This window comes from Luteolibacter luteus (assembly GCF_012913485.1).
In the GTDB taxonomy this organism is placed as follows: domain Bacteria; phylum Verrucomicrobiota; class Verrucomicrobiia; order Verrucomicrobiales; family Akkermansiaceae; genus Haloferula; species Haloferula lutea.
This window is the reverse complement of the sequence record NZ_CP051774.1, coordinates 1856338-1881167: the sequence shown is the minus strand read 5'-3', so window position 1 is coordinate 1881167 and position 24830 is coordinate 1856338. Positions and strand designations below refer to the sequence as shown.

At 59.9% G+C, this 24830-nt stretch carries 22 protein-coding genes; 11 read left to right on the top strand and 11 right to left on the bottom strand.

Annotated features, from left to right (window positions below):
* Window positions 1–14: 14 nt before the first annotated feature.
* The 5 genes from HHL09_RS07755 to HHL09_RS07735 form a co-directional block, all read right to left on the bottom strand.
* On the bottom strand, window positions 15–593 hold the full coding sequence (locus HHL09_RS07755) for a lipid-binding SYLF domain-containing protein (RefSeq protein WP_169453996.1): 579 nt from the start codon (window positions 591–593) through the stop codon (window positions 15–17).
* 32 nt (window positions 594–625) lie between these two features.
* Window positions 626–985 carry a SpoIIAA family protein gene (locus HHL09_RS07750; RefSeq protein ID WP_169453995.1) on the bottom strand — a complete coding sequence of 120 codons (360 nt, stop codon included), beginning with the start codon at window positions 983–985 and terminating at the stop codon, window positions 626–628.
* 91 nt (window positions 986–1076) lie between these two features.
* Window positions 1077–1463, bottom strand: a complete 387-nt coding sequence (locus HHL09_RS07745; RefSeq protein WP_169453994.1) for a response regulator — start codon at window positions 1461–1463, stop codon at window positions 1077–1079.
* A 77-nt stretch (window positions 1464–1540) separates the two neighbouring features.
* Window positions 1541–2179, bottom strand: a complete 639-nt coding sequence (locus tag HHL09_RS07740; RefSeq protein WP_169453993.1) for a response regulator transcription factor — start codon at window positions 2177–2179, stop codon at window positions 1541–1543.
* Between the two features lie 94 nt (window positions 2180–2273).
* On the bottom strand, window positions 2274–4049 hold the full coding sequence (locus HHL09_RS07735; RefSeq protein ID WP_169453992.1) for a tetratricopeptide repeat protein: 1776 nt from the start codon (window positions 4047–4049) through the stop codon (window positions 2274–2276).
* On the opposite strand from HHL09_RS07735, the gene HHL09_RS07730 reads away from it, so the two are divergent.
* Window positions 4048–4281 carry a FliH/SctL family protein gene (locus tag HHL09_RS07730; RefSeq protein ID WP_169453991.1) on the top strand — a complete coding sequence of 78 codons (234 nt, stop codon included), beginning with the start codon at window positions 4048–4050 and terminating at the stop codon, window positions 4279–4281. The two genes, HHL09_RS07735 and HHL09_RS07730, sit on opposite strands and share 2 nt — an antisense overlap.
* Window positions 4282–4327: 46 nt before the next feature.
* Here the strand turns inward: HHL09_RS07730 and HHL09_RS26655 are convergent, their stop codons facing one another.
* From HHL09_RS26655 to HHL09_RS07715, 3 genes are all read right to left on the bottom strand, one after another.
* A complete protein-coding gene (locus HHL09_RS26655; RefSeq protein WP_277349168.1) occupies window positions 4328–4456 on the bottom strand; it encodes a hypothetical protein in 129 nt (42 codons plus the stop codon).
* A 53-nt stretch (window positions 4457–4509) separates the two neighbouring features.
* A complete protein-coding gene (locus HHL09_RS07720) occupies window positions 4510–5439 on the bottom strand; it encodes a YybH family protein (RefSeq protein WP_169453990.1) in 930 nt (309 codons plus the stop codon).
* Between the two features lie 161 nt (window positions 5440–5600).
* Window positions 5601–7139 carry a sensor histidine kinase gene (locus HHL09_RS07715; RefSeq protein WP_169453989.1) on the bottom strand — a complete coding sequence of 513 codons (1539 nt, stop codon included), beginning with the start codon at window positions 7137–7139 and terminating at the stop codon, window positions 5601–5603.
* 368 nt (window positions 7140–7507) lie between these two features.
* Here HHL09_RS07715 and HHL09_RS07710 point away from each other — a divergent pair, with 368 nt between their 5' ends.
* Window positions 7508–8449, top strand: a complete 942-nt coding sequence (locus tag HHL09_RS07710; RefSeq protein ID WP_169453988.1) for a DUF72 domain-containing protein — start codon at window positions 7508–7510, stop codon at window positions 8447–8449.
* Here the strand turns inward: HHL09_RS07710 and HHL09_RS07705 are convergent.
* On the bottom strand, window positions 8386–9024 hold the full coding sequence (locus tag HHL09_RS07705; protein ID WP_169453987.1) for a UdgX family uracil-DNA binding protein: 639 nt from the start codon (window positions 9022–9024) through the stop codon (window positions 8386–8388). The genes HHL09_RS07710 and HHL09_RS07705 overlap by 64 nt on opposite strands.
* 39 nt (window positions 9025–9063) lie before the next feature.
* Here HHL09_RS07705 and HHL09_RS07700 point away from each other — a divergent pair, with 39 nt between their 5' ends.
* The 3 genes from HHL09_RS07700 (at window position 9064) to ligD (ending at window position 13253) form a co-directional block, all read left to right on the top strand.
* On the top strand, window positions 9064–9876 hold the full coding sequence (locus tag HHL09_RS07700; RefSeq protein ID WP_169453986.1) for a hypothetical protein: 813 nt from the start codon (window positions 9064–9066) through the stop codon (window positions 9874–9876).
* Window positions 9877–10057: 181 nt separating this feature from the next.
* Window positions 10058–10963, top strand: a complete 906-nt coding sequence (gene ku / locus HHL09_RS07695; RefSeq protein WP_169453985.1) for a non-homologous end joining protein Ku — start codon at window positions 10058–10060, stop codon at window positions 10961–10963.
* Window positions 10908–13253, top strand: a complete 2346-nt coding sequence (gene ligD, locus HHL09_RS07690; protein WP_169453984.1) for a DNA ligase D — start codon at window positions 10908–10910, stop codon at window positions 13251–13253. The genes ku and ligD overlap by 56 nt, the downstream gene beginning before the upstream one ends.
* A gap of 10 nt (window positions 13254–13263) precedes the next feature.
* Here the strand turns inward: ligD and HHL09_RS07685 are convergent, their stop codons facing one another.
* The gene (locus HHL09_RS07685; RefSeq protein WP_169453983.1) at window positions 13264–13512 is read right to left on the bottom strand and encodes a metallothionein; all 249 of its coding nucleotides are present in this window, start codon (window positions 13510–13512) and stop codon (window positions 13264–13266) included.
* Window positions 13513–13711: 199 nt separating this feature from the next.
* Here HHL09_RS07685 and HHL09_RS07680 point away from each other — a divergent pair, with 199 nt between their 5' ends.
* From HHL09_RS07680 to HHL09_RS07665, 4 genes are all read left to right on the top strand, one after another.
* Window positions 13712–14086: a hypothetical protein gene (locus HHL09_RS07680; protein ID WP_169453982.1), complete on the top strand. Its 375-nt coding sequence runs from the start codon at window positions 13712–13714 to the stop codon at window positions 14084–14086.
* A gap of 14 nt (window positions 14087–14100) precedes the next feature.
* Window positions 14101–15192 (top strand): DNA topoisomerase IB, encoded by a 1092-nt coding sequence (locus HHL09_RS07675; protein ID WP_169453981.1) that lies wholly within the window; start codon window positions 14101–14103, stop codon window positions 15190–15192.
* A 129-nt stretch (window positions 15193–15321) separates the two neighbouring features.
* Window positions 15322–15615: a hypothetical protein gene (locus HHL09_RS07670; RefSeq protein ID WP_169453980.1), complete on the top strand. Its 294-nt coding sequence runs from the start codon at window positions 15322–15324 to the stop codon at window positions 15613–15615.
* 13 nt (window positions 15616–15628) lie between these two features.
* Window positions 15629–15970: a DUF1737 domain-containing protein gene (locus HHL09_RS07665; protein WP_169453979.1), complete on the top strand. Its 342-nt coding sequence runs from the start codon at window positions 15629–15631 to the stop codon at window positions 15968–15970.
* Here HHL09_RS07665 and HHL09_RS07660 read toward each other — a convergent pair.
* Window positions 15955–16185, bottom strand: a complete 231-nt coding sequence (locus HHL09_RS07660; RefSeq protein ID WP_169453978.1) for a histidine kinase dimerization/phospho-acceptor domain-containing protein — start codon at window positions 16183–16185, stop codon at window positions 15955–15957. The genes HHL09_RS07665 and HHL09_RS07660 overlap by 16 nt on opposite strands.
* Window positions 16186–16390: 205 nt before the next feature.
* Between HHL09_RS07660 and HHL09_RS07655 the strand changes: the two genes are divergently transcribed.
* Complete coding sequence (locus HHL09_RS07655) at window positions 16391–22657, top strand: HAMP domain-containing protein (RefSeq protein WP_169453977.1); 6267 nt, start codon at window positions 16391–16393, stop codon at window positions 22655–22657.
* Window positions 22654–24819 (top strand): response regulator, encoded by a 2166-nt coding sequence (locus HHL09_RS07650; protein ID WP_169453976.1) that lies wholly within the window; start codon window positions 22654–22656, stop codon window positions 24817–24819. The genes HHL09_RS07655 and HHL09_RS07650 overlap by 4 nt, the downstream gene beginning before the upstream one ends.
* The last annotated feature ends 11 nt before the right edge of the window (window positions 24820–24830 follow it).

Here is a 24830-nt window from a genome sequence, read left to right as displayed (position 1 = left end):
GCCTCAGAAGGGGGTCAGCGGCCCGGGTGAATTCGAGTGATCTTGGTTCCTTGGAGGCCAAGTCCTCCCATGAGGCCGCTCTGGTTGAAGAAGAACGCGTAGGTTCCCTTGTCGATGGTGGTCGTGGAAAGCGATCCGGCCACGCCCTTGTCGACTACGACGAGACTCGGACTGCTGCCGACTTCCCAGCCCTCAGCCCGGTTGATGTTTGCGAAGGCCTCGCGGTCCATCAGGAACAATGCGTAACCGTATTTCTGCACGCCCGCCTGAAGGCCGTAGGAAAGTCCGCCGGTCTGGTAGTAGTCGTGGATGCTGCCGTCGGGCCGAATCAGTGCGCCGTTTCCACCCATGCCACCGACGACGAAACCTCCCTTGGCAATGCTAGGGAAAATCAAGATGCCTTTGGCGTGATTGCCGAGTTGGCGAGCTTTGGGATTGGTGCGATAGAGATCCCTGAGGGCCGAATGGGAATCGGCGGAGATCTGTGAGGCACTGGCACCCGAACTCGTCGGGCCAGTGGCACATTGGTTCAACAAAAGGCAACCGACAAGGACGCCGGCGGCACGCTTCAAGTGATGGAGGATTCGGGTCATGGTGTGTTCTCTTCTGATCAATGGAGGAGAGTTTAGGACTTCAGCCAGGCGAGGGCCTCGTCGGTTTGGCCGATGGGGAAATATTCGATCGGGAAGGGCCGCATCCGCTTTGCGGTGAAGATCACCACCAAGTCCTGCCATCGGGTGTCTCCGACGATTGCCATCTTGCGAATCAAGTCGTCGTTGGCGGTTTGGAAGGCCAGATCCGCCCAGTCGCCTTCACGGGTCCATCCTTGAAAGTGCTCTCCGTGGATCAGTAGGGATCCGCCGGCCCACTCGCGGAGGTAAGCACCGGCCGAGGCATGCGCGGCAGCGAGGTCCTCCGGCGAGAGTCTGCCGTTTATCGTGATGGTGACGATGCCGTCAGCAGCGTCGAGAAGGGTTGCGCTCATCGTCTGAAATGCTGTCAGATGCTGCCATGAGCCGCCATTGAACCTTGGTTCAATCATGAGCCCCTCCCCCTTTTGAGAGGGTGATTTCTCGTTAGAAGGCGTTCCAGGAGGCTGTGCCGGTCGCCTCGGAAATCGCCGACAGGAGGGCGGCTTCATCGACCGGCTTGGTCAGGTAGGCGACGGCACCCATGGCGATCACGCGCTGTGCCGTATTGGGCTCCCCGTGCCCGGTCAGTACGATCACTGGTGTCGTAATTCGGCGAGCCGTGATCCCCTCCAAGACGTCGAAGCCGGTGAACTCGGGCATGTGCAGGTCGAGAAGGAGGCAGTCCATCGGCTGCGCCTCGAGGGCTGCCAAGGCATCCCTGCCATGTTCAAAGTTGACCACTGCAAATCCGTGCCCAACCAGCAGACGGCGCAGCGCCTTGTGCAGCTGCGGCTCGTCATCGAGGACGGCAATCACGGGAAGGCGCTTCACGCTTACCATAAAAGCGTGTTAGATGGCCTTCCGCCATTGCACCTTGGTTCAACCGGCGTTCCAGAATAGTGCCACGTTCAGTTCACAGAGGCACTGGATGCGGCCTTCTTTCCGATGTTCAGCCGATCGGCGAAGCGGATCAGATCGGCCAGAGATTCGGCACCCATCTTCTCCATCACGCGGCCACGATGTACCTTCACCGTTTGTTCACAGGTGCCGAGATCGACCGCGATGAGCTTGTTCGGTTTGCCGGCCACCACGCACTCCATCACCTCGCGTTCGCGGGGCGTTAGCCGGCTGAAGCGAGCCGCCGCCCGCGCTGTCTCATCGCGTTCCTCCTTCTGTTCTGCCGCAATTTCCAGCGCGCGTTTTACGGCACGCAACAAATGGGTCTCGTCCACGGGCTTGGTGAGGAAATCCACGGCACCAGCCTGGACGGCTCGTACGGTCATCGGGATGTCCCCATGACCTGTCAGGAAAATGATCGGGAACCTTGCTCCTGCCCGAACTAGGCGCCGCTGCAGTTCGATGCCATCGAGCCCGGGCATCGCGACATCCAAGAGCAGGCAGCCGATTTCCGAGGCATTGCAAGTGGACAGGAATTCCTGGGGCGATGCAAACGCGCGCACATCATAGCCTTCAGCATGCAAGAGCCGGGACAATGCTTTCCGCATCCCGGCTTCGTCGTCGAGGAGGTGAATCGTCTCGGAGATCATCTGTTCATGGTGCTTGGAGAGTTCGAGGGGGTGGGTCGAAAAGCGGGAAGAAGCCGGGGCGGCGGAAATACCACCCCGGCTTGGATAGATCGGATCAGCCCTTGGTGAAGTTCAGGCCGGGATCGCCGTCGGGTCCGCCGATGATGAGGAAGTTCATCTTCGAGTCCCCGTCCAACTTGACCGCGGTGACCATCTGGGAATTGTCCGCATTCATGATGAGAAGGCCCTTGTCATTGAGACCCCAGCTTCCCTTCATCTCCGAAGTTTTCCCGTTGCCGGTGAAGCTCCAAGTGAACTTGTCGTCGTTTTCGAGCTTGAAGGTGATCTTCCCGCCGGATGCGTCCGAGGTCCAGGTGCCGAGCAGTTTTTCCTTCGGCACCGGGTCGGGCCGTGGTGGGGGTTGACCGTCCGGATCACCGCCATCCGGCAGCGAGTTCTTGGTCAGGTCGCGCAATTGCTTGGCGATCCCGTCTGCCGGTTGCAGCTTGGTGGTCTTGTCGAATTCATCGTAGGCCTTCTCCATGTGCCCGCAGACCAGGTAGTGGTAGCCCAAGAGGAAGTGACCCTCCGCCTTGTTGGGGCTGGCGTCGACCCATGCTTCCAGTCTCCGAAGCTGTTCTTCATAGACGCTCGTGCTGGTGTAGAAGCCGACCATCGTTTCCCAGCTCCAGCCGGGTCCTGAGGCAAGGACTGGATTCAAAACCCCGGCTGCATCGCCATAGCGGTTAAGAGCGAAGAGAATCAGCGCACGATACTCGTGTAGGGTTCCGTCATCCGGTGTTGCTGCAATCGCTTCGTCAGCAGCTTGCAGGGCGGTGGTGTAGTCACCGGTTCTGAAGGCTGCCCGGGATTTTTCCAAGGCATCGTCAGACTTTTCGTCGGCTGCTGCGGCGGTCTTCTCGTCACCCGGCGGATTGGCTGCACCGGTGACCGACATCGGCTGGGTATAGACCACCGTGCTGTTCTGCACCGGAGGGGCAGGGTAGGGGTTGCTATACGACTGGTAGCCCATGTCGAAGATCATGCTGCCGAGGCTCCATGCGGCGATGCCCCACATGAATCCTTCACCGAAGTCATCATCGTCGTACCACCAGTGGTTGTGCCCGTAGCCGCCGTTCCAGCAATGACCCCAGTGGCCGTGATGCCAGTGATGGCCATGGCCTGCGCCCCACCATGGATGTCCGCCCCAGCAATTCGGGTTCCAAGCGAAGTTGTTGTTATTCCGGAAGTTGTTGTTGATGCGGATGTTGGTGTTGTTGTTGCCCCAGACACCGTGGTTGCCGCCCCAGCGGTTGGAATCCCAACCGCTGCCAGCGCCACCGATTCCACCGACGCCGCCGATCCCGCCGGGGCCACCGAGTCCGCCCAAGCCACCGAGGCCTCCGATGCCGCCGGCAATACCGACCCCACCGATGCCACCGATCCCACCAGGGCGGCCAATGCTTCCTGGACGACCGGGGCCACCGATGCCACCCACCCCACCGGGGCGGCCGAAACCGCCAATCCCGCCCGGTCCACCCGGACGACCGACGCCACCGATCCCTCCGGGACCACCTGGCCCCCCGGGACGGCCGACGCCACCAGCTCCACCCGGGCCTCCCGGTCCACCGGGACGACCTGCGCCGCCAATTCCACCTGGGCCTCCAGGTCCGCCCGGGCCGCCGGGACGACCTGCGTCACCGATGCCACCAGGACCGCCCGGTCCACCCGGACGACCGGCGCCACCAATGCCCCCGGGACCGCCCGGGCCTCCAGGTCCGCCGGGGCGTCCTGCGCCACCAGCACCGCCCGGACCTCCGGGACGGCTGGGATAGCCCACCATTCCCGGGAGTGTCGAAGGTTTTGCCCCACCCGGGCGCGTGTTGTTCATGCCGCCTCCGGGACGTGTGCCCCCGGTATCAGGACGGGTTGCCGGACGATTGGCTCCGCCTCCCGTCGATGGCCTCGTCGACGGCCTTGTGGCAGGTTTGGTAGAAGGCCTCGTGGCTGGCTTCGTGGAAGGGCGCGATGAGGTCGACGGCCGCGACTGTGGTCTCGATTGTGGTCTCGATACCTTTGAGCCGGTCGCAGGGCTACGGCGCGCGGAACTCCCTCCGCTATAGCCCCGATTGCTACCGCTGTAGCTGCGGCTGCCTCCCCCTCCGCGGCTCATGCCGCCTCCGCCGTAACCACCGCCTCCGCCGCGCGCTCCACCTCCGCCTCGAGAACCTCCGCCTCCGCCGCCCCGGGCACCGCCTCCGCGTGCTTCCAGTTCAGCGGTGAAAAATGACAGGCCAATGATGGCCACGATGATCGATGCAAAACGTTTCATGGCTTGAGGAGGTTCGATTTCACTTTTCCACTTTCGCCGCCGGGTCGGGCGTTTGCCGGACGACCCGCATTTCAATGTCCGGCTGTTTCTCGCCATCCACGAGCCGCTCGGTGGCGGTCCAGGTAAAGGCGTCTTCCCCGTCAAAGGTGAGGGTTTGGTTGGCGCTGGTGAGCTCTCCGTCGGAGGTGGTGCCCTCGGTGTGGATCATCCACTGGTCGTCCTCCAGCTTGGTCCAGTCGCCCTTGGCAAAGCCGCCGCCGTCGTCAAAGGTCCACCAGGTGATGGTCTGGTGGGCGGGGTCCCAACCTATGCGGATATTGGTGGAAAGCGGTTCCGCATCCGCGGCGGTGACCAGCATTTCTCCGATCAAATACTTGCCCGAATCATCCCATCCAAAGGCAAGATCCACCCGCATGCCATCGACCGTGGTGGTCCAATCTCCCTTCAGGTCGGAGGCCAGCTCAGCGAGCTCACCGGCGGCGTCCGAGGCATCCCCGCGGTCCCGCGTGCTGGCGATCTGCCATTCACCGGAATCGCCTTTCTGGAGCACCGCGGTGTAGTTCATGGATGTTGGCACCGCATCCTCACCCGGTGGCGTGGAGTGCACGGTCCCATCCTCGATCGCCAGGCCCTTGCCCACCAGTCGCACCGAGTCCACCTCCACGGCGATCTGCGGGGCCTTCGGAGCGGCGAAGATCGCCTCGTAGCGGGCTTGGATATCAGCTCGCCCGCTCGTCACTTCACTGGCATCGAGATCGGTAATCTCTCCGTTTTCCGTGAAGAGCGCGGCGACTGCCGCAGCGTCTTTCTTGTTGAAGGCGGCCACGAAATCCTTGGCTGCTTTCTCCAAGCCGGCGATCTCGGGGTCAGGGGCTGCCTCTTCAGCACAGAGGCCGGAAGCAGGAATCATCGCCAGGGCTAGCCCGGCGGACAGCAGTTTCGTTTTCATTCGGCGAGGATGGGAAGGTTCGCCGGAAGCTGCAGAGATGATGGAAACTCACCTCCTCTTCCGGCAGTCTCCTCTTTGATATAATAAAATCCCAAATTTTGTGAACTGCACTTTGGTGCTATATCGCTTCGAGAAGCCCCATGATCTGAGAAACGTGTTTGTTAATGAATAGGAATCTTCCCGTGTCGCGTGACGACGGGAGATGTCCGAATTTGCGGCTCGGCGAGCAAAGCGGGAAGCTCGAGTTCGAAGATTGCTCCCCCATCGGGATTTGAGCTCGCCCGCAAGTGCCCGCCATGGGCGGTCATGATCGATCGTGAGATCGCCAGACCCATGCCCAGTCCTTCCGCTTTGGTCGTGTGGAAGGGGATGAAGATCTGCTCGATCTTCTCCGGGAGACCGGTGCCTTGGTCGCGAATGGTCAGCCAGACGCTGTCGTGTTTGGTGGAAGTAGATACGTCCAGACGCCGCATTTCCTGAGGCTGACGGATCATGGCTTCCGCGGCATTGGTGATCAAATTGAGGAGCACCTGCTGGAGCTGAACGCGGTCCCCCTTCGCCTCCGGGAGCTTCCCGTCGAGGCATCGGCTGGCCTTGATCCCGTGCCCGCTGAGTTCCCGATGAGTGCGATGTAGCACCTCTATCACCAGCTCGTTGAGGTTGAGCGGCTCCATCTTGGTCTCCTCCCGCTTGAGCAGCGCCCGCAGCCGTTGGATTACATCTCCGGCCCGTCGATCCTCATCCACGATATCGGAAAGGATTTCCTTCACCTCATTGAGGTCCGGCGGTGACTGGGTGAGGAGCCGCTGGGCTGCCTGAGCGTTGGCAAGGATGATGGCCAGAGGCTGATTGAGCTCGTGGGCCAAGGAGCCGGAGAATTCGTTCAGGGTACTCACCAGGGTAACCCGGGCAAACTCTCCGGAGCCGGAGGCAGGGTCCGCCTCATTCTCGTTCCGGTGCCCGGGGCCTTCCGCGGGGCGAGCCCCGGACATCCTCCGGCGTCCCTCGTAGGCAATGACAGTAAGGGAGGCACCAAAAGGGAAGCCGATGAGATAGGGCATTGCGGTCTTCCCGGCCGGGAGAAGAGCAGCTTGGAGAGGGGAAAAAGCGATGAACAGCAGTGCACATCCTCCCAGGGCCAGTGCGTGCAACCGCTCCTCCTTTCGCCACAGCCTCCAAGCCGCGTCGCTCAGGAAGGCGGCCAGCAGCAGGAGTGCTGTCCCTGCCAGCCACGCTCGCGGACCGGACACCATCTCCGCCACTGCTACGTCCTGCCCGAGGAAGTGAATTTCCCGCAGCGCGGAGATCCCGGAAGGATTCTGACCCAGACCGGTGAGAAGGTTGAAAGCCAAGCAGAGCGCGCTGAGTGCCAATACCAGATGGCCCAGCCAAGTCCTGCCGCCACCGAGGAACCATTGAACGTAGCCGACGATGGAAACGCAGGCTGTGTAAACGGGGATCTGCATCCAGTGGAGTGCTTCAGCATACGCTTGGGGTGTGGTTGCCAGCATCGCGGCGAGTTCCCCGGCACCGATGCCCGCGAGTGAAATAGCCAGCAGGGCCACCCACAAGCAGGCCCGGTTCCTCGCCGGAGCTAACACTTGCACCAATGCCAACATCAAGCAGGCACCAATTACCAATAGCCAAAGAACTTCGACCGCGTTCATGGGAGAGCTGTTCGCGACAAGGAGATAGGTCATGCCTTCTCCACAGCTAACTCATCTTGGGGAATCGAAAGGACTTTGTCGAGAAGTGAGAGGAACCATGTCAAAGGTGACCTACGGGGGTGATCTACTTCAGCAGGGAGCGCTTGGGAAGATGGGTCCACTGCCATTCCCTGTTCCGCCTGCTAAAAATAGGAAAAATAACAGGTGGGTCTCGGGTGCCGACGAGTTGAAATTGGACAATGGCCCTGTAGAAAATGCCATCGATAGGAAGCTCTTGATCGTCATTGGATCCCCATTGATCGCACGTCGCGACAGGGACTTTCAACTGCCAGCGGGAGAATCATTACCGGGAGAAGGGCACGGCTGTTGGACAGCGGCCTGGATTCCGCGGATAGTGGAGGATGGCCGGGAAAATCCGCATCGGCATCTCGGGCTGGACCTATCCGCCTTGGCGCGGGGTCTTTTACCCGGATGATCTTCCGCATCGTTCGGAACTCGCCTATGCCTCGCGGGCCCTGCGGACGATCGAGATCAACGGGACATTCTACTCGCTCCAGCGGGCGACGAGTTTTCACAAGTGGTCGGGTGAAGTGCCGGACGATTTCGTCTTCTCGGTCAAGGCTAACCGTTTCATCACCCACATCCGCAGGCTGCGGGAGGTGAAGAAGCCGATGGCGAATTTCTTCGCCTCCGGACTTCTTGAACTAGGGCGGAAGCTGGGGCCGGTGCTCTGGCAGTTTCCGCCGAGTTTCAAATTCGATCCTGCGCTGTTAGATGAGTTCTTTTCACTCCTGCCGCGGGATATGGATGGAATGGCGAAACTGGCTCGCCGGCATGAAGGCCGGCTGCCGGGGAAAGCGGCATTGAAGCCGCGGGCGGATGGTCCGGTGAGGCACGCGATGGAGGTCCGGCACTTCTCGTTCCAATGCGAGGAGTTCGTATCGCTACTCCGGGAACACGATGTGGCGCTGGTGGTTGCCGACACCGCTGGCAAATGGCCCTTCATGGAAGATGTGACTTCGGATTTCATCTATCTACGCCTTCACGGGGACGAGGAACTCTACACAAGCGGTTACTCGCCATCCGCGTTGGACAACTGGGAGAAGAAAATCAGCCGATGGGCGAAGGGTGGATCGCCCCGCGGCACCAAGCGGATTACCCCTGCACCGGCGCCCACGAAGTCCGGGCGTGATGTGTTCGCCTACTTTGACAATGACGTGAAGGTCCACGCGCCTTTTGATGCCATGGCTCTGGCGCGACGTCTGGGAATGGATCCCCGCTATGAGGAGCCACCCCCCGGGCGTCCGGAAGCCAAGCGCAAGTCCCGGACAAAAGCGTCGTAGGCCGCGGCCCGCTCTTCATCTGACCCGCGAATGCGCAGGAGGGATGATGGATGAATGGTAAGCACCACCTGCGGAGCAATTTCCGGCGCTTCGATCAAGCCCCGGTCCACCGTTACCCGGATTTTATTTCCTAATAGAGAGCGAGCCGCCGTGGCTCCCATGATGACCAGCACTTCGGGATGGATGGCGCGAAGTTCGCCGAGCAGCCAAGGCTTGCAGGCGGAGATTTCACCCGCGGAAGGCTTCTGGTGGAGACGGATCTTTCCCCGGGGCTTCCACTTGAAATGCTTTACGGCATTGGTGACCCATGTCTTCGAGCGATCGAGTCCCGCCTCCGCAAGCGCCTTGTCGAGCAAGCGTCCGGCCGGACCTACGAAGGGACGTCCAGCCAAGTCTTCCTGATCCCCGGGTTGTTCTCCGACGATGATGATTCGTGCCTTCGCCGGCCCTTCACCGAATACGGTTTGGGTCGCGTTCTTCCAAAGGGGGCAATTGCGGCAATGGATCGCTTCCTTCTTCAATTTCGAAAGCGAGGCTTTCGGAGGTGTGTCGACAGAAGGCTTAGTCCGGTTCATGGAGATCTCCTAGCATTCCACGAACCGCATTTGGCGGAGATGCTGCCGCGCAAAACTACTATCTCCAGCGTGCGGGATGCACTTTTGGGTCGCCGGATGTCCGCCGGAAAAACCGGCTCAAGCTTGTTGATGTTTCTCCTCTTTATCTTTCTTGAATCGCGGGTCATGCCGGTGGTCCTTGCCGTTCTCGATCATTGGGGCACAGGAAGAAGCGAAGAGAATAACAAGGCCATAAAAGGAGGCGATAAGCAGTTGTTTCATCGCGACAATGTCAGCGAAGTATCCAGAGCGTGCAATCGATTGGTATGGTCATTGCGAATTGGCGGGATGGTTGCCGAACCGAAACGCGGCACCGTGAACCGAAAGCAACGAACCATGAAAACCATCGCAACAGCCTTCAGCCTCGCGGCGCTTGTGACCTTCCCTCTTCTCGCGCAGGTGGAACGGACCGTCGAGAAAACCGAAGTCATCGAGAACCCCGACGGGAGTGTGACCGAGAAAAGGACCGTGACGACCCATAGCTTCAATCCGGAGGCTCAAACGCATGTCGTGAAATACTTCGATCCCTACAAGAGCGAACTCTACGGCCTCCCGCCGGATCTTGTGGGAACGGTCGACATCAAACGGGTGCCGAAAGTTTGGCGCACTACCCGCATCGCTCCAGGTGTCGTGGTTAAGGAAGAGGAGAGACCTTATCTGATCGCTGCCCCCCCGAAGCTGGTGGCGGTTCTGCCCAGGATCGAGAAGGTCCATTACTACGTGGCAGGAGGGAACGTGGTGGCAGTTGACGAGAACTATCGAGTGGTAGATTCCGTTCAAATCCCTTCGGTGAAGATCGCCGTTGAGGACTGAAGCCGCCAAGTGAGGAGGTCCCGTTCGCAAGGGTCAGAAAATGCCCATGCGCTGCGGGGCCTTTTTGCATTTCGCGATGCGAGGCGGCGAGAAAGGGCAATTTGCAAACGGAGCAGGTCGCGAATTCCCGGGATTTTAGCGGATAAGCTTATCGGCACGCGCACTGCGAAAGCGAATGTCTATGGCACGTTCCATCTGGAAAGGGTCCATCGCCTTCGGCTTGGTGAATATCCCGGTCTCTCTCACCGGCGCGGAACAGCGTCCCGATGTGCAGCTCCACATGGTGGATAGCAAGAATCACGCGCGGATACGATACGAGCGGGTGAATGCAGACTCCGGCGAGGAGGTTCCGTGGGACCGGATGGTGAAAGGCTACGAATACGAGGAGGGCCAGTTTATCCTGCTTTCGGAGGAAGAACTTGCAGCCGTCGAGCCGAAGCTCACGAAGATGATTGAGATCTCGGAATTCGTCGCCTTGGAAGACATCGATCCCTTGCTCTTCGACAAGCCTTACTATCTCGAACCCGAGAAGCGCGGGCGGAAAGCCTATGCATTGCTGCGTGAGGCGATGCGGAAGTCGGGGAAGGCCGGCATTTCCCGCGTGGTGATTCGCACGCGGGAGTATCTTTCCGCGATGTTCGTGAGGTATGACGTGCTGGTACTGATGCTCCTCCGCTTTCCGCAGGAGATCAAAGCTTCGGCGAAGCTCGAATTGCCATCCTCGAAGGACAAGGAGTGGTACCCGGTGAAGCGGGAGCTGGACCTAGCCGAGCGCCTTATCGATGAGATGACCACCAAGTGGGACCCTGAGGAGTTCCACGACGAGTATCGGAAGACGCTGATGGATTACATCGAGAAGAAGATCAGCACCGGTGAGACCGTGGACGATGTGAAGAGCTCCGATGAGCAGGAGAGCTCGCCGAAAGGAAAGATTGTTGATCTTGCCGACTACCTCGAACGCAGCGTGGGCCAGAAGAAATCCAAGGGCAAGCAACCGGCCGCGAAGAAGGCGGCCAAGAAAGCCGCGAAACATGCCAAGAAAGCCGCCAGCAAAAAAACAGCCCGCAAGAAAGCCCGCTCAGCTTGAGCCGTACCGCAAGAAGCGGAACTTCAAGGCGACCCCGGAGCCTGCCGCGGGTCGGGGCAAGAAGGAGGGGCGGATCTTCGTCGTGCAGGAACATGATGCCAGCCATCATCACTTTGATTTCCGTCTGGAGATGAATGGAGTGCTTGCCAGCTGGGCAGTGCCGAAAGGCATTCCCGAAGACATCCATGCCAAGCGTCTGGCGGTTCACGTGGAAGATCACCCGGTAAGCTATGCTTCGTTTCACGGCGTGATTCCCAAAGGGAACTACGGAGCGGGAACCGTCGACATCTGGGATAGTGGAACCTGGGAACCGCTCGACCGCGATTGGCGTAAAGCCTACGAGAAGGGCAAGTTGAAGTTTATCCTCCGCGGCAAAAGATTGGAGGGGCCCTATCTTCTCGCAAGAATGAGTGCAGAGCCAAATTGGCTGCTGCGAAAGCTGGATCCGGAGACGCATCCTACCGGAACGCCGGTCGAACCCACCGCGGAAGCCGTGGCGTTTGTCCTCCCGCAGCTTTCCCGACCGGTGCCAACGGTGCCGGAAGGCAAGGAATGGGTTCACGAGATCAAGCTTGATGGCTACCGCTTGATCGCCGTGAGGAAGAAAGGTGAGGTAAAGCTCTACACGCGGAAGCAACTGGATTGGACGGATCGTTTCGCGGATGTCGCGAGCCGCCTGGAGAAGCTGAAGGGGGGGGATTTCGTGATGGATGGAGAGGCGGTGGTCTTCAATTCCAAGGGTCACTCGAGTTTCAGTGCACTTCAGGAGGCATTGAAGTCGGGGAAGGGCAGGGCCATCACCTTCGTTGCTTTCGATCTTTTGAACTTGGATGGAAGGAATTTGAAAGAGTTGCCCCTTGTGGAGCGCGTGAAGTACTTGGCGAAGTTGCTTCCCGAGGAGCAAGGGCCGTTGCGCCGCTCCAAGGTTTGGCCCGCCGACAGCGGTGCCGATCTTTTCCTCCAAGCGTGCAAGCTGGGGCTCGAAGGGATCATCAGCAAACGGGCAAGCGGGCGATATGTCCCGGAGAGCCGGAAGGATTGGACGAAGTCGAAATGCCGTCCCCGCCAGGAGTTCGTCATCTGTGGCTACACGGAGCCTCGAAATTCTTGTCCCGCCTTCGGGGCCCTGGTGTTGGCATCCTATGAGAATGGGAAGCTGATCCCGAGAGGCAAGGTGGGCACTGGATTCTCCGACGAGTCGCGGCGCTCGCTCCTCAAGCAGATGGCCTCGCGGAAGATGCCGCGCGGTCCTTTTCCCGGGGAAAAGGGCGTGACGTGGATCAAGCCGGACCTTGTGGCCGAGATCGAATTCGCTGAGTTGACCCATGAGGGTTCAATCCGCCAGGGAAGTTTCCTCTCATTGCGGGAAGACAAACCGGCAAGCGACGTCCATCTTGATGCCGTGGAAAAAGCATCCGCCAAGGGCAAGGGAGTTACCGTTGCCGGGATCGAGATCACGCATCCCGAGCGCGTCGTTTATTCCGACGACTCGATCACCAAGCTGGAGGTCGCGCGCTACTACGAGCGGGTGGGGGAACTCATCTTGCCGCATTTGAAGGACCGGCCGCTTGCCCTTCTGAGGGCTCCCGACGGGATCGGCAGTGACATGTTCTTCCAAAAGAGCTTCAAGGCGCATGTTCCGCCGCACGTGAAGATGAGCACGCTGGACGATGGAACCGAGGTGATCTCCATCAAGAACTTGAAGGGCCTCATTTCCCTTGTGCAATTCGGAGTGATCGAGATCCACCCTTGGGGTGCGTCTTTAGCGAAGCCCGACAAGCCTGATCAGATCATCTGGGATCTCGATCCCGACAAGTCGGTGCCTTGGAAAGAGGTGCTGGGCGCCGCTTTTCTCCTGCGGGACGTTCTTGAGGCGCGCGGTCTCCAGACCTTGGTGAAAACTTCAGGCGGCAAGGGACTTCACGTGGTGCTCCACCTCAAGCGCCAGCACTCTTGGGAAGTCATGAAATCTTTTGCGAAAGGGGTGGCTGCCTCCGTCGCGGAACAGAATCCCCAGCGCTTCACGATCACCTCCAGCTTCAAGAAGCGCGGCGGGAAGATCTACATCGACTGGCTCCGCAATGGCCGCGGTGCCACTTGCATCGCGCCATGGGCTTTGCGCGCCCGACCAGGGGCCGCGGTTTCCATGCCGCTGGAGTGGGATCAACTTCCGGGCTTGGAGGCCCAAGGTTTCACCATTCGTGAACCGGCGGAAACTCCGGCGAGTTGGCTGAATATCATTTCCCAGTCCGTCCCGAAGGCGCTGCTGGCTGAGTTTGCCTCGCTGTAGAGGCGGCCTCTCACGCGACTGCCGCCGCATTGTCGACCACGCCTTCCACTCCCGAAGCGCGCGCGCAATGGGCGCAACAGTACATGTCATCGCGCTCTCCTTCCACGCCATGTCCCATGATGCGACATCCGCAATGAGCGCATTTGGGAGCAAGGGTCTGGATTGCACATTCGAATGAATCGAAACTGTGGGTCTTCCCGTTCATCGTCACGTCGAAGCACTTGTCGTAGGCGTTTCCGCAGCATTCGCATGTTTTCATGGTGCCGTTGCTTTCGCAGGCACCGTGCCATGCAAGAGTCGACCGCCCGCAGGGGATTTATGCAATGCGCTCCCAGGGCTGAAGCGAGCAAGGTTCAGATGTTCAGCATCTTCCGTGTTGGCGCGACTCCTGATGAAAGATAGGAATGGAAACTCTGGAACAAACCCCTCTCTTGGAAACCTGTCGCGAATTGCTCGCCATGGAACGGGGCGCATTCGAAACCTACACCGAGGCGCTGGAGTTTTACGGTGATCCATTGCAGGCCATCCTGCTTTCGATCCGCTCCGCCCACGATGGCAACCTCGATTTCCTCGCTGATCAGGTGGGATCATCATCGGAACCGGAGCTTGGCGTTGACCGCTTCTCCGGTGCCGTGGGAGGAACCTCCATCGTCTTCGGCGAGGGAGCTGCGCTCATGGCCTTGGAAGCAGGGGAAAACCAGCTGGCTGAAGCTTATGCCCGCGCCATCTCCGATCCGCGGCTGCCTCGCTATCTCCGTGATGAATTGAGAAACCGCCTGCTCCCGCTTATCAAAGCCAATCTCATGGAACTCGAGATGGCCCGTTTCTCCTGAATCCTTCCTCCACCATGGTCGAGAACCTGATTCGCCTCGAGGAACTCCGCCTGCGCCATCTGGTGTTCACGCACGACGGAATGCCGGGCTATCACCGCCAGCGGAGCGGGAAGGGCTTCAGGTATCTCACTCCTGAGGGGGTGACGCTTCGTGACCGATCGGAACGCAGTCGCATTGCCTCGCTTGTGATCCCGCCTGCCTACGAATCGGTGTGGGTGAGCATCCGGGCGAACGGCCACCTGCAAGCGACTGGCATCGATCAACGTGGCAGGAAGCAGTATCGCTATCATCCCGATTGGCATCTCTTGGCGGCGGATCGGAAGTTCGAGGTCCTGCCGGCTTTTGCGATGGCTCTTCCGCGCATCAGGAGGAGAGTTCGTGCAGCCTTGTCGGGAGACGAGTTGGACAAGGACCGGATCATTGCCGGGATCGTCGCGCTGCTTGATGCGACCGGTTTTCGCGTCGGTAACCGCCGTTACGTGAAGGAGAACAAGAGCTTCGGGCTTTCATCCCTGCTTTCTCGGCATCTTTTCGAAGAGGACGGCCAATGGGTGATCCGGTTCAAAGGAAAGTCTGGCAAGGAGCACCGGGCGGATGTGGCCGATGCCAAGCTCGTATCGCTCATTTCCGAACTACAGGATCTTCCCGGCCAGCATTTGTTCCAATGGGAGGATGCAGCGGGTGAATTGCGCCCGGTCGAGACGGCAGATGTGAATGCCTGGCTGAAGGAGGTCTCGGATGGGGATTTCACGGCGAAACAATTCCGAACCTGGCGGGCAACGCTTCTGTGTGCGCGTGAATTAGGAAAGCTTCCGCCGGAGGAAAGCCAAGCCGCCCTCAAACGAGCGGAGGTAGCCGCGATTCGCTATACGGCAGAAGCCCTCAATCATACCGTCGCCACTTGCCGGAAGTATTACGTGCATCCCGGGATTCTGAAGGCGTTCCGAGGCGGTGAACTCCACCGCGTGATGAATTCCAAACCTCCGCGGCTGCGTCGCGCGGATGAAAGCGCCCGCCTCAATGCTGACGAGCGCCGGGTTCTCTCCCTCATTGAACGATTTCCCGTTCGAGCGCGGAAGAAAGCGGCGCGAGGCGTGAAGCCATGATATTCTGCATTGTGACCAAATAAGACCGTTGCAGTTCGCCCCTAAAACTCGGTTCCAAGCCCCAATTTGCTTCGTCTCCCCGTGGAATGGGGATTGCGAGAAGAAGAGAATAAACCAAGCACCGAAGCCATGACACCAATTGATCCAGTTAAACCAGTCCCCTCCACCCGTAGTTCCTCCGCCGCGCCGCCTTATGTCGACGAGGACCCGAATATCACCCTCGTCGAGCAGGGACTCGAGGTGGCGGAGGACGAGACACGCGACGCGGTAGCAGACGCCTATGAAGAGGGTGCCCGCTCCAGCGACGATCCCTCGGAATCGATGGACGACATCGATTTCACCGAGGCTGAGGAGCCCTCTGTTTCGCCGGAACTCGCGGCCATGCATGAAGATTCACTTCCTCTGGACGAGGACGAGGAATGATCACTCACCGCCCATGGACCTAACGAAATATACCGTCGTCACTTCCGATGATTTCGGAGTGTTCGAGGATCGTGTGAACCAATTGATCGGTGACGGGTGGAAGTTGCAGGGCGGTGTCACCGGTACCGCTCTTCCGGACACCAAGGCCGGCTTGGTCCATGTCCAGTGGAGCCAAGCGCTGGTGCTTCCGGCACGGGCGGCAGCATTGGAAGTCCAAGAGGAGATGGAGAAGCCCATGCCGACGGACTTCGAACGCGAGGCTGGTCTAACCGTTCTGCCCGAAGAAGGTCGTCCCGGCCAAGCGGGCGGCTTCGTGGCTGGACAGCCCCTTCTGGAGGATCAGGAGATCCGATAGGATTCAGGTTCCTTCGCCAAGCGTTCCAGCATCCCGGTTAGCTCGGCGGTCTGCCGCTCCATCATCGAGATGACGCGGGAGACCTTGTCGGGATCGTTTTGGGCAAGGCGGAGCACCTCGATCGCGGTTTTGAGACCGGACAATGGTGTGCGCATGTCGTGTACGGCTTTCCCTAACACTTCGTCCCAAGGGATGCTGTCGGTCGTTGTCGCCATGATTCAATGAAGCAGTCGCCGGAGTTCCGCGCTTTTGCAAGCGCTGTAAAAATGCAAGTTGCATCCCCGGGAATCGCAAAATGCACGTTTGATTCGTCGGTCGGTCTGCTAGGCGGCCCGCCCGTCTGTCGCCATTCCTCTGAGCTAGAGGGATGCCAAGTTGCGGAAGAGGGATGGAATGCATTTTGCGAAAGATGAAGGCTGCATGCCCACCAGAAAAGCCTCCTCCTCAACCACGGTAAATGGAGCGGCCTCCGAGACCAAGGCCTCCAAGAAGGCTTCAGACTCGGTGCTCGCCCAGCTCCATGCCTCCCTGAACGCCTTCAAGCGGGGGGATTTCTCGGCGCGAATGCCTGAGGATTGGGAAGGCATCGAGGGTAAGGTGGCCGACGCTTTCAACGAGGTTATCCGTCGCAATGAGGAGCTGACCAATGAACTGGCGCGAATCAGTGAAGTGGTCGGCGTGGAGGGACGCATCAACCAGCGCGCATCCTTGGGGGATGTACAAGGCGCTTGGAGCGGGGCAGTGGGTTCGATCAATAGCCTCGTCGGCAATCTAGTCCAGCCGACCAGCGAAGTGGCCCGTGTGATCGGGGCCGTGGCCAAGGGTGATCTTTCGCAGAACATTTCGACCGACATGGATGGTCGGCCTCTCAAAGGAGAGTTCCTGCGCACGGCCCGCACGGTGAATACGATGGTGGAACAGCTCGGGGCCTTCGCCTCGGAAGTGACCCGTGTGGCGCGCGAGGTGGGTACCGAGGGGAAGCTAGGCGGTCAGGCGAAGGTGAAGGGGGTGGCAGGGACGTGGAAGGACCTTACCGATAACGTGAACCTGATGGCCGGTAACCTCACCGCCCAGGTGCGTAACATCGCGACCGTGACCACCGCGGTGGCGAACGGTGACCTCACCAAGAAGATCACCGTTGATGTCAAAGGCGAGTTCCTAGAGCTGAAGGACACGGTCAATACCATGGTGGGTCAGCTCCGGTCCTTCGCTTCGGAAGTGACTCGCGTGGCCCGCGAAGTGGGCACGGAAGGAGCCCTCGGCGGTCAGGCGCGGGTGGAAGGCGTTTCGGGTACTTGGAAGGACCTTACGGATTCGGTGAATTCGATGGCGGGTAACCTCACCTCTCAAGTGCGTAACATCGCAGCGGTGACCACTGCGGTGGCGAATGGCGACCTTTCCAAGAAGATTACGGTGGATGTGAAGGGCGAGATCCTGGAGCTGAAGAACACGGTCAATACGATGGTGGACCAGCTCAACTCCTTCGCTTCGGAAGTCACGCGCGTGGCCCGGGAGGTGGGCACGGAAGGGAAACTCGGCGGCCAGGCAAACGTGTCCGGTGTCTCGGGCACGTGGAAGGACCTGACTGAGTCGGTAAACTCGATGGCGGGTAACCTGACCAACCAAGTACGTAACATTGCGGCGGTGACGACCGCGGTGGCGACCGGCGACCTTTCCCGGAAGATCACCGTCGATGTCAAAGGCGAGATTCTGGAGCTGAAGAACACGATCAACACGATGGTGGACCAGCTCAGTGCCTTCGCCTCGGAAGTGACCCGCGTGGCGCGCGAGGTGGGCACGGAAGGGAAGCTTGGTGGCCAGGCGGATGTGAAGGGCGTGGCAGGCACCTGGAAAGATCTGACCGACAATGTGAACATGATGGCGGGCAATCTGACCGACCAAGTGCGTAACATTGCCGACGTCACGACCGCCATTGCGAATGGGGATCTTTCGAAGAAGATCACGGTGGATGTGAAGGGCGAGATCTCGGAGATGAAAAACACCATCAATACGATGGTGGACCAGCTCAGCTCCTTCGCCGATCAGGTGACGCGCGTGGCGCGCGAGGTGGGCACGGAAGGAAAGCTTGGTGGCCAAGCCGAAGTGCGCGGCGTGGCGGGTACTTGGAAGGACCTCACCGATTCGGTGAACTCGATGGCGGGTAACCTGACCAACCAGGTGCGTAACATTGCCGAAGTGACGACGGCGGTCGCGAAGGGTGACCTCTCGAAGAAGATTACGGTGGATGTGAAAGGGGAGATTCTCCAACTGAAGGACACGATCAATACGATGGTGGACCAGCTCAGCTCCTTCGCATCGGAAGTGACCCGGGTGGCGCGCGAAGTGGGCACGGAAGGGAAACTCGGTGGCCAGGCGGATGTGAAAGGTGTGGCGGGCACTTGGAAGGACCTTACGGAATCGGTGAATTCAATGGCCGGTAACCTGACCGACCAGGTGCGTAACATTGCCGATGTGACGACCGCGGTGGCGAATGGCGACCTTTCCAAGAAGGTCACCGTGGATGTGCGCGGGGAAATTCTCCAGCTGAAGGACACGGTGAATACGATGGTGGACCAGCTGAACTCCTTCGCCTCGGAAGTGACGCGCGTGGCGCGCGAAGTGGGCACGGAAGGGAAGCTTGGCGGTCAGGCGGATGTGCGAGGCGTTGCGGGGACGTGGAAGGATCTCACCGACTCGGTGAACTTCATGGCGGGCAACCTGACCAACCAAGTGCGTAACATTGCCGATGTGACGACGGCGGTCGCGAAGGGCGATCTCTCGAAGAAGATCACGGTGGATGTGAAGGGCGAGATCCTGGAGCTCAAGGTTACGATCAACACGATGGTGGACCAGCTCAGCTCCTTCGCCTCGGAAGTGACCCGTGTGGCCCGTGAAGTGGGTACGGAAGGGAAGCTTGGTGGTCAGGCCGATGTGAAGGGCGTCGCGGGCACATGGCGGGACCTCACGGAATCGGTGAACTCGATGGCAGGCAACCTGACCGGCCAGGTGCGTAACATCGCGGACGTCACGAAGGCGGTCGCGGCCGGCAACCTTTCGAAGAAGATCACGGTGGATGTCCGCGGTGAGATTCTGGAGCTGAAGGACACGATCAATACGATGGTGGACCAGCTTCGCTCGTTCGCTTCAGAAGTGACCCGCGTGGCGCGCGAGGTGGGCTCGGAAGGAGCTCTCGGTGGCCAGGCGCAGGTGGAAGGTGTTTCGGGAACGTGGAAGGACCTTACCGACTCGGTGAACTTCATGGCCTCCAACCTGACGAACCAGGTGCGAAACATCGCGGCGGTGACGACCGCGGTGGCGAATGGCGACCTTTCCCGGAAGATTACCGTCGATGTCAAAGGCGAGATCCTGGAGCTGAAGAACACGATCAATACGATGGTGGACCAGCTCAGTTCCTTCGCCTCGGAAGTAACCCGTGTGGCGCGCGAGGTGGGCACGGAAGGAAAACTCGGTGGCCAGGCCGAAGTGAAAGGTGTGGCGGGCACTTGGAAGGACCTGACCGATTCGGTGAACTCGATGGCCGGTAACCTCACCAACCAGGTGCGCGGCATTGCGAAGGTGGTGACCGCGGTTGCGCGAGGCGACCTCAACCAGAAGCTGATGGTGGAGGCGAAAGGCGAAATCGCCGAACTCGCTGACACGATCAACAGCATGACCGGCACGCTCGCCACCTTTGCCGAGCAGGTCACTAGCGTGGCGCGCGAGGTGGGTGTCGAAGGGAAGCTCGGTGGCCAGGCCCACGTGCCCGGCGCCTCGGGAACATGGCTGAACCTCACCGACAACGTGAACCAGCTTGCCGCGAATCTCACCACCCAGCTCCGGGCGATTGCCGAGGTGGCGACGGCGGTGACGAAGGGAGACCTGACTCGAAGCATCCAGGTCTCCGCCCGTGGCGAGGTGGCCTTCGTGAAGGACAACATCAACGAGATGATCCGCAACCTGCGCGACACGACCTCGCGCAACGAGGAGCAGGACTGGCTCAAGACGAACCTTGCGAAGTTCACCCGCATGCTGCAGGGCCAGAAGGATCTCCTTACCGTCGGCAAGCTGATCCTTTCCGAGTTGGCACCCGTGGTTTCCGCTCAGACAGGGATCTTCTACATCATGGATAGCGATACTCCGGATCCGGAGCTTCGCTTGCTGGCCAGCTACGCCTTCACCGAGCGCAAGAACCTCAGCAATCGTTATCGACTCGGCGAAGGCCTGGTGGGCCAAGCGGCCTTGGAGAAGCAGCCGATCCTGCTGACCAATGTCCCTCACGACTACATTCAGATCAGCTCGGGCCTTGGAGAGGCGGCGCCGGTCAATATCATCGTTTTGCCCATCGTCTTCGAAGGCAGGGTCAAGGCGGTTATCGAGTTGGCCAGTTTCCAAGGCTTCAACTCGACCCACGAGACCTTCCTCGTCCAGCTCGCTGAAAGTATCGGTATCGTCTTGAATACCATCAAGGCGAATACCCTTACCGAGGACCTCCTCAAGCAGTCCCAGTCCCTTGCGGGCGAGCTCCAGAATCGCCAGGATGAGCTGGAGAAGACCAACAAGGAACTTCAGGACAAAGCGGCCCAGCTCGCCGAGCAGAACGAGGAGGTGGAACGGAAGAATTCCGAAGTGGAACAGGCGCGGATGGCGCTGGAAGGAAAGGCGCAGCAGCTTGCCCTGACTTCAAAGTACAAGTCCGAGTTCCTCGCGAACATGTCGCACGAACTGCGGACGCCGCTGAACAGCCTTCTGATTCTCGCCGACCAACTCGGTTCGAACTACGAGGGCAACCTCACCTCCAAGCAGGTCGAGTTCGCCAAGACCATCGTCGGATCCGGGCGTGATCTGCTGCGTTTGATCAACGACATCCTCGACTTGTCGAAGATCGAATCCGGCAACTTCACCATTTCGGTCGCCGAAGTCCGGCTCGATGACTTGTTGGACAACATGGATCGCACCTTCCGCCATGTCGCCTTGGAGAAGGGGCTCGATTTCAGCCTTTCCATCGATCCGGATCTCCCGGAGCTGGTTTTCACCGACGAGCACCGGCTGGATCAGATTTTGAAGAATCTGGTGTCGAATGCGCTGAAGTTCACGGAGCGCGGCAGTGTCTCGGTGGATGTCTCCCGCGCCAGAACCGAGAAATTGAAGGAGTATCCCTCCCTCGGTGGGGCCGCAAACGTCCTCGCTGTCACGGTCTCCGATACAGGCATCGGCATCCCGGAAGACAAGCAGATGGTCATTTTCGAGGCTTTCCAGCAAGCAGACGGAAGCACCAGCCGCCGTTACGGCGGCACGGGCCTGGGTTTGGCGATCAGCCGCGAACTCGCCCGCTTGCTCGGAGGTGAGATTGTCGTGGACAGCAGCGAGGGAAGAGGCAGCTCCTTCACCCTTTATCTTCCGCAGCCAGCCGATTTGCCACTTCTTGAGGCCCCGCGACCGCGCGAACTCACTAGGGATCACGTTCCCCCGGTGCTGGCAGACCGCGGTTGGGTGCAGGACGATCGCTCCGATATCCAGCCCACGGACACGGTCGTTTTGATCGTGGAAGACAGCAAGGACTTCGCCGAGCATCTCTTGTCCCGGGCCCGGGCGGGGGGATTCAAGGGAGTGGTGGTTTCGCGAGGCTACGCGGCCCTTTCCATCGTGCGGGAGCTACAGCCTTCCGCGATCACCTTGGATGTCAGCCTTCCTGATCTGGATGGCTGGAAGGTCCTCAGCCGCCTGAAGTCGGACCTCATGACCCGGCACATTCCCGTATTCGTGATCTCGGCGGATGCCGAACCCGAGAATGCCCTCAAGCAAGGAGCCGTTCGCTATCTCGGAAAGCCGCTGGAAGATGCGGCGATTGATGATGTCTTCGAGCGCGTCCGGCAGCTTCGCGACATACCGTCGGGACGCTTGCTCGTGGTGGAGGATGATGAGACGCAGCGTAACAGCATCAAGGAACTCCTCTCGGACACACCCGACCTGACCGCGGTGGGAGATGCGGCCGAGGCTATCAAGGTGCTCGACTCCATGGAGTTCGATTGCGTGGTGGTGGATCTCCTCCTGCCGGGGGTTTCCGGCTTCGAATTGATCGAGCAGATCCGCACGCGGCATCCGCAGATCCCGATCATCGTGTATACGGGCAAGAGCCTGTCTCAGGACGAGGAAATCCAGCTGAACCGGCTCACGCAGACCATCATCGTCAAGGATGTCCGCAGTCCCGAGCGTCTCTACGATCAGGTGGCACTCTGGCTGCATCGCAAGGTCGCGGAGCTGCCTCAGCACGGACGGGATGTGATCCAGCGGCTGAACGATCCGAACTCGATCCTCGCCGGTCGCCGCGTGCTGATCGTGGACGACGACGTGCGGAATATCTTCGCGATGACGAGCCTCCTCGAACGTCACTACATGGACGTGGTTTCCGCGGAGCAGGGCGAGTCGGCCTTGGAGTTCCTCCGCAATGGCTCGGAGTTCGATGTGGTGCTGATGGACATCATGATGCCGGAGATGGACGGCTATGAGGTCATGCGCGCCATCCGCGCAATGTATGGTTTCCAGGATCTCCCGATCATCGCCCTCACTGCGAAGGCGATGAAGGGAGATCGCGAAAAGTGTATTGATGCCGGTGCTTCGGACTATATTTCGAAGCCGGTCGATACCGATCGTCTGCTCACCTTGCTCCGCACCTGGCTCTACCGATGATGGGGTTTCCGCTCATAGCACGGCAGGAGATCCCCCGGCCTGCGAATGTTCTTCTGGTCGATGACCGGCCGGACAAGTTGCTGGCTCTTCATTCGATGCTGGAGGGCTTGCACCAGAACCTCGTGACCGCGCGGTCCGGGGATGAGGCCTTGCGCAAGCTCTTGCAGCAAGACTTCGCCGTTATCCTCCTGGATGTGAACATGCCGGGGATGGATGGCTTTGAGACCGCGGCCATGATCCGGCAGCGGCCACGCTCCGAGACCACCCCCATCATCTTCATCAGCGCGGTCAATGACACGGATAACCACGTGACCCGCGGCTATTCCTTGGGGGCGATCGATTACATCCTCACGCCGGTCATGCCGGAGATCCTGCGCGCGAAGGTGTCCGCCTTCGTGGATCTTTTCCAGAAGACCGAAATGGTGAAGCGCCAGGCTGAGGAGCATGCTTTGCTCTTGCAGGCCCAAGCGGCACGGGAGGCTGCGGAAGCGGAGAAGGAACGCATGGCCTTCCTGGCTCAAGCCAGCAATGTCCTGGCGGGATCACTGGAGTACCAGCAAACCTTTGAAAATCTTGCGCGGCTCATCGTCCCCCGCCTCGGAGAGTTTTGCATCGTCGATCGCATCGATGACGACGGAGGGCTCATTCAGGTGGCGGTGGCGCACTTCGATCCATCGAAGGAAGCTCTGCTCAGAAAGATCCCCTATCCAAAGGCGGAAGAGACCTTTCACGGGGCCTTCCGGGTCTTCCAGACAGGCAGTCCCTTCGTGTGCAACAAGATGGATGAGGCCGTGATTTCCGACCTCGTGCCCGAACGCGACCGCGAATTCATGCGCTCACTTGGCGCCACGAGCTTTGCTGCGGTTCCTCTCTCCGCACGTGGCCGGGTGATCGGAGCGATCACCATGGTCCATACCAAGGAGGGTGCTGTCTACGAGCAAGATGACCTCTGGTTGGCAGACGAACTGGCGCACAAGGCGGCGATCTCGCTCGATAACGTCGAGCTCTATCACCGTGCCAACCGTGCGCGCGAGGAAGCCGAATCCGCGAGCCTCGCGAAGGACCATTTCCTCGCCATGCTCAGCCATGAGCTGCGGACTCCATTGACCCCGGTCATCACCCATCTTGTGAAGCTTCAAAGGGACGAGGCCTTGCCCGAAAGCATGCGGCATCCCCTCGATGTGATCCGTCGCAATGTGGAGCTTGAAGCACGCTTGATCGATGACCTGCTCGATCTCACCCGGGTCAGCAAGGGCAGGATCCATCTCGAAACCCGCGTGGTGAATGTCGAAGATCTCCTGCAGAACGCGCTCGATATCTGCCGCGACGATGTGGAAGCGAAAGGCCTGGATCTCAAGATCGACTTTGATGCCAAGGAGCCCTACGTAAAGGGCGATCCCGCGCGCTTGCAGCAGGTCTTTTGGAATGTCGTAAAGAATGCGGTGAAGTTCACCGAGTCCGGCGGACTGCAGATTGCGACCCGCGACGACGAGGGCGATCAGGTCGAGATCATCGTGCGCGATACCGGTATCGGCATCGAACCGCGGGTCCTGTCACGCGTCTTTCAACCCTTCGAGCAGGCGGAGCGAGGCAAGAAAGGCGGCCTTGGCCTCGGTCTGGCGATTTCCAGATCCCTGGTGGATCTCCACGGGGGAAAGATCTCCATCACCAGTGATGGCAAAGGACATGGCACTGCGGTCACGATCACGCTGCCGACGGTTGCCGAACGTCCGGAAGGGGGAGAGACCGAGAAGAACTCCGGGCCTGAAGAAGCCCGCAAGCTACGGATTCTCCTGCTGGAGGATCATGTGGATACCAACGAGTCCCTGACCCTCTTGCTCGAGATGCAGGGTCACACGGTGACCCAGGCTTTCGATGTCGCCACGGCCCTGTCCTTCGCGCAGGCGAGAGACTTCGACCTCCTGCTCAGCGACCTAGGACTTCCCGATGGCACGCCCGAACCCGTGATGAAAGCAGTAGCGCTGCGGAATGAGACTCCTGGCGTCGCCCTTACCGGCTTTGGCATGGATAAGGACATCGAAAGAACCCGAGGCTACGGGTTCAGCTACCACCTGGTGAAGCCGGTGGATGTGGGACGCTTGGAAGAGATCCTTCTCGAATGCGCTGCGCAAGGCGGAGCGGCCCTTTCCCGAGTGCCGTAGAGTAATGCGGA

Coding starts and splice junctions, on each gene's coding strand:
- HHL09_RS07755 (WP_169453996.1), bottom strand. CDS start 593: ATGACCCGAATCCTCCATCACTTGAAGCGTGCCGCCGGCGTCCTTGTC.
- HHL09_RS07750 (WP_169453995.1), bottom strand. CDS start 985: ATGAGCGCAACCCTTCTCGACGCTGCTGACGGCATCGTCACCATCACG.
- HHL09_RS07740 (WP_169453993.1), bottom strand. CDS start 2,179: ATGATCTCCGAGACGATTCACCTCCTCGACGACGAAGCCGGGATGCGG.
- HHL09_RS07730 (WP_169453991.1), top strand. CDS start 4,048: ATGCCGCCTCCGGGACGTGTGCCCCCGGTATCAGGACGGGTTGCCGGA.
- HHL09_RS07735 (WP_169453992.1), bottom strand. CDS start 4,049: ATGAACAACACGCGCCCGGGTGGGGCAAAACCTTCGACACTCCCGGGA.
- HHL09_RS07720 (WP_169453990.1), bottom strand. CDS start 5,439: ATGAAAACGAAACTGCTGTCCGCCGGGCTAGCCCTGGCGATGATTCCT.
- HHL09_RS07715 (WP_169453989.1), bottom strand. CDS start 7,139: ATGACCTATCTCCTTGTCGCGAACAGCTCTCCCATGAACGCGGTCGAA.
- HHL09_RS07710 (WP_169453988.1), top strand. CDS start 7,508: ATGGCCGGGAAAATCCGCATCGGCATCTCGGGCTGGACCTATCCGCCT.
- HHL09_RS07705 (WP_169453987.1), bottom strand. CDS start 9,024: ATGAACCGGACTAAGCCTTCTGTCGACACACCTCCGAAAGCCTCGCTT.
- HHL09_RS07700 (WP_169453986.1), top strand. CDS start 9,064: ATGCTGCCGCGCAAAACTACTATCTCCAGCGTGCGGGATGCACTTTTG.
- ku (WP_169453985.1), top strand. CDS start 10,058: ATGGCACGTTCCATCTGGAAAGGGTCCATCGCCTTCGGCTTGGTGAAT.
- ligD (WP_169453984.1), top strand. CDS start 10,908: ATGCCAAGAAAGCCGCCAGCAAAAAAACAGCCCGCAAGAAAGCCCGCT.
- HHL09_RS07685 (WP_169453983.1), bottom strand. CDS start 13,512: ATGAAAACATGCGAATGCTGCGGAAACGCCTACGACAAGTGCTTCGAC.
- HHL09_RS07680 (WP_169453982.1), top strand. CDS start 13,712: ATGGAACGGGGCGCATTCGAAACCTACACCGAGGCGCTGGAGTTTTAC.
- HHL09_RS07675 (WP_169453981.1), top strand. CDS start 14,101: ATGGTCGAGAACCTGATTCGCCTCGAGGAACTCCGCCTGCGCCATCTG.
- HHL09_RS07670 (WP_169453980.1), top strand. CDS start 15,322: ATGACACCAATTGATCCAGTTAAACCAGTCCCCTCCACCCGTAGTTCC.
- HHL09_RS07665 (WP_169453979.1), top strand. CDS start 15,629: ATGGACCTAACGAAATATACCGTCGTCACTTCCGATGATTTCGGAGTG.
- HHL09_RS07660 (WP_169453978.1), bottom strand. CDS start 16,185: ATGGCGACAACGACCGACAGCATCCCTTGGGACGAAGTGTTAGGGAAA.
- HHL09_RS07655 (WP_169453977.1), top strand. CDS start 16,391: ATGCCCACCAGAAAAGCCTCCTCCTCAACCACGGTAAATGGAGCGGCC.
- HHL09_RS07650 (WP_169453976.1), top strand. CDS start 22,654: ATGATGGGGTTTCCGCTCATAGCACGGCAGGAGATCCCCCGGCCTGCG.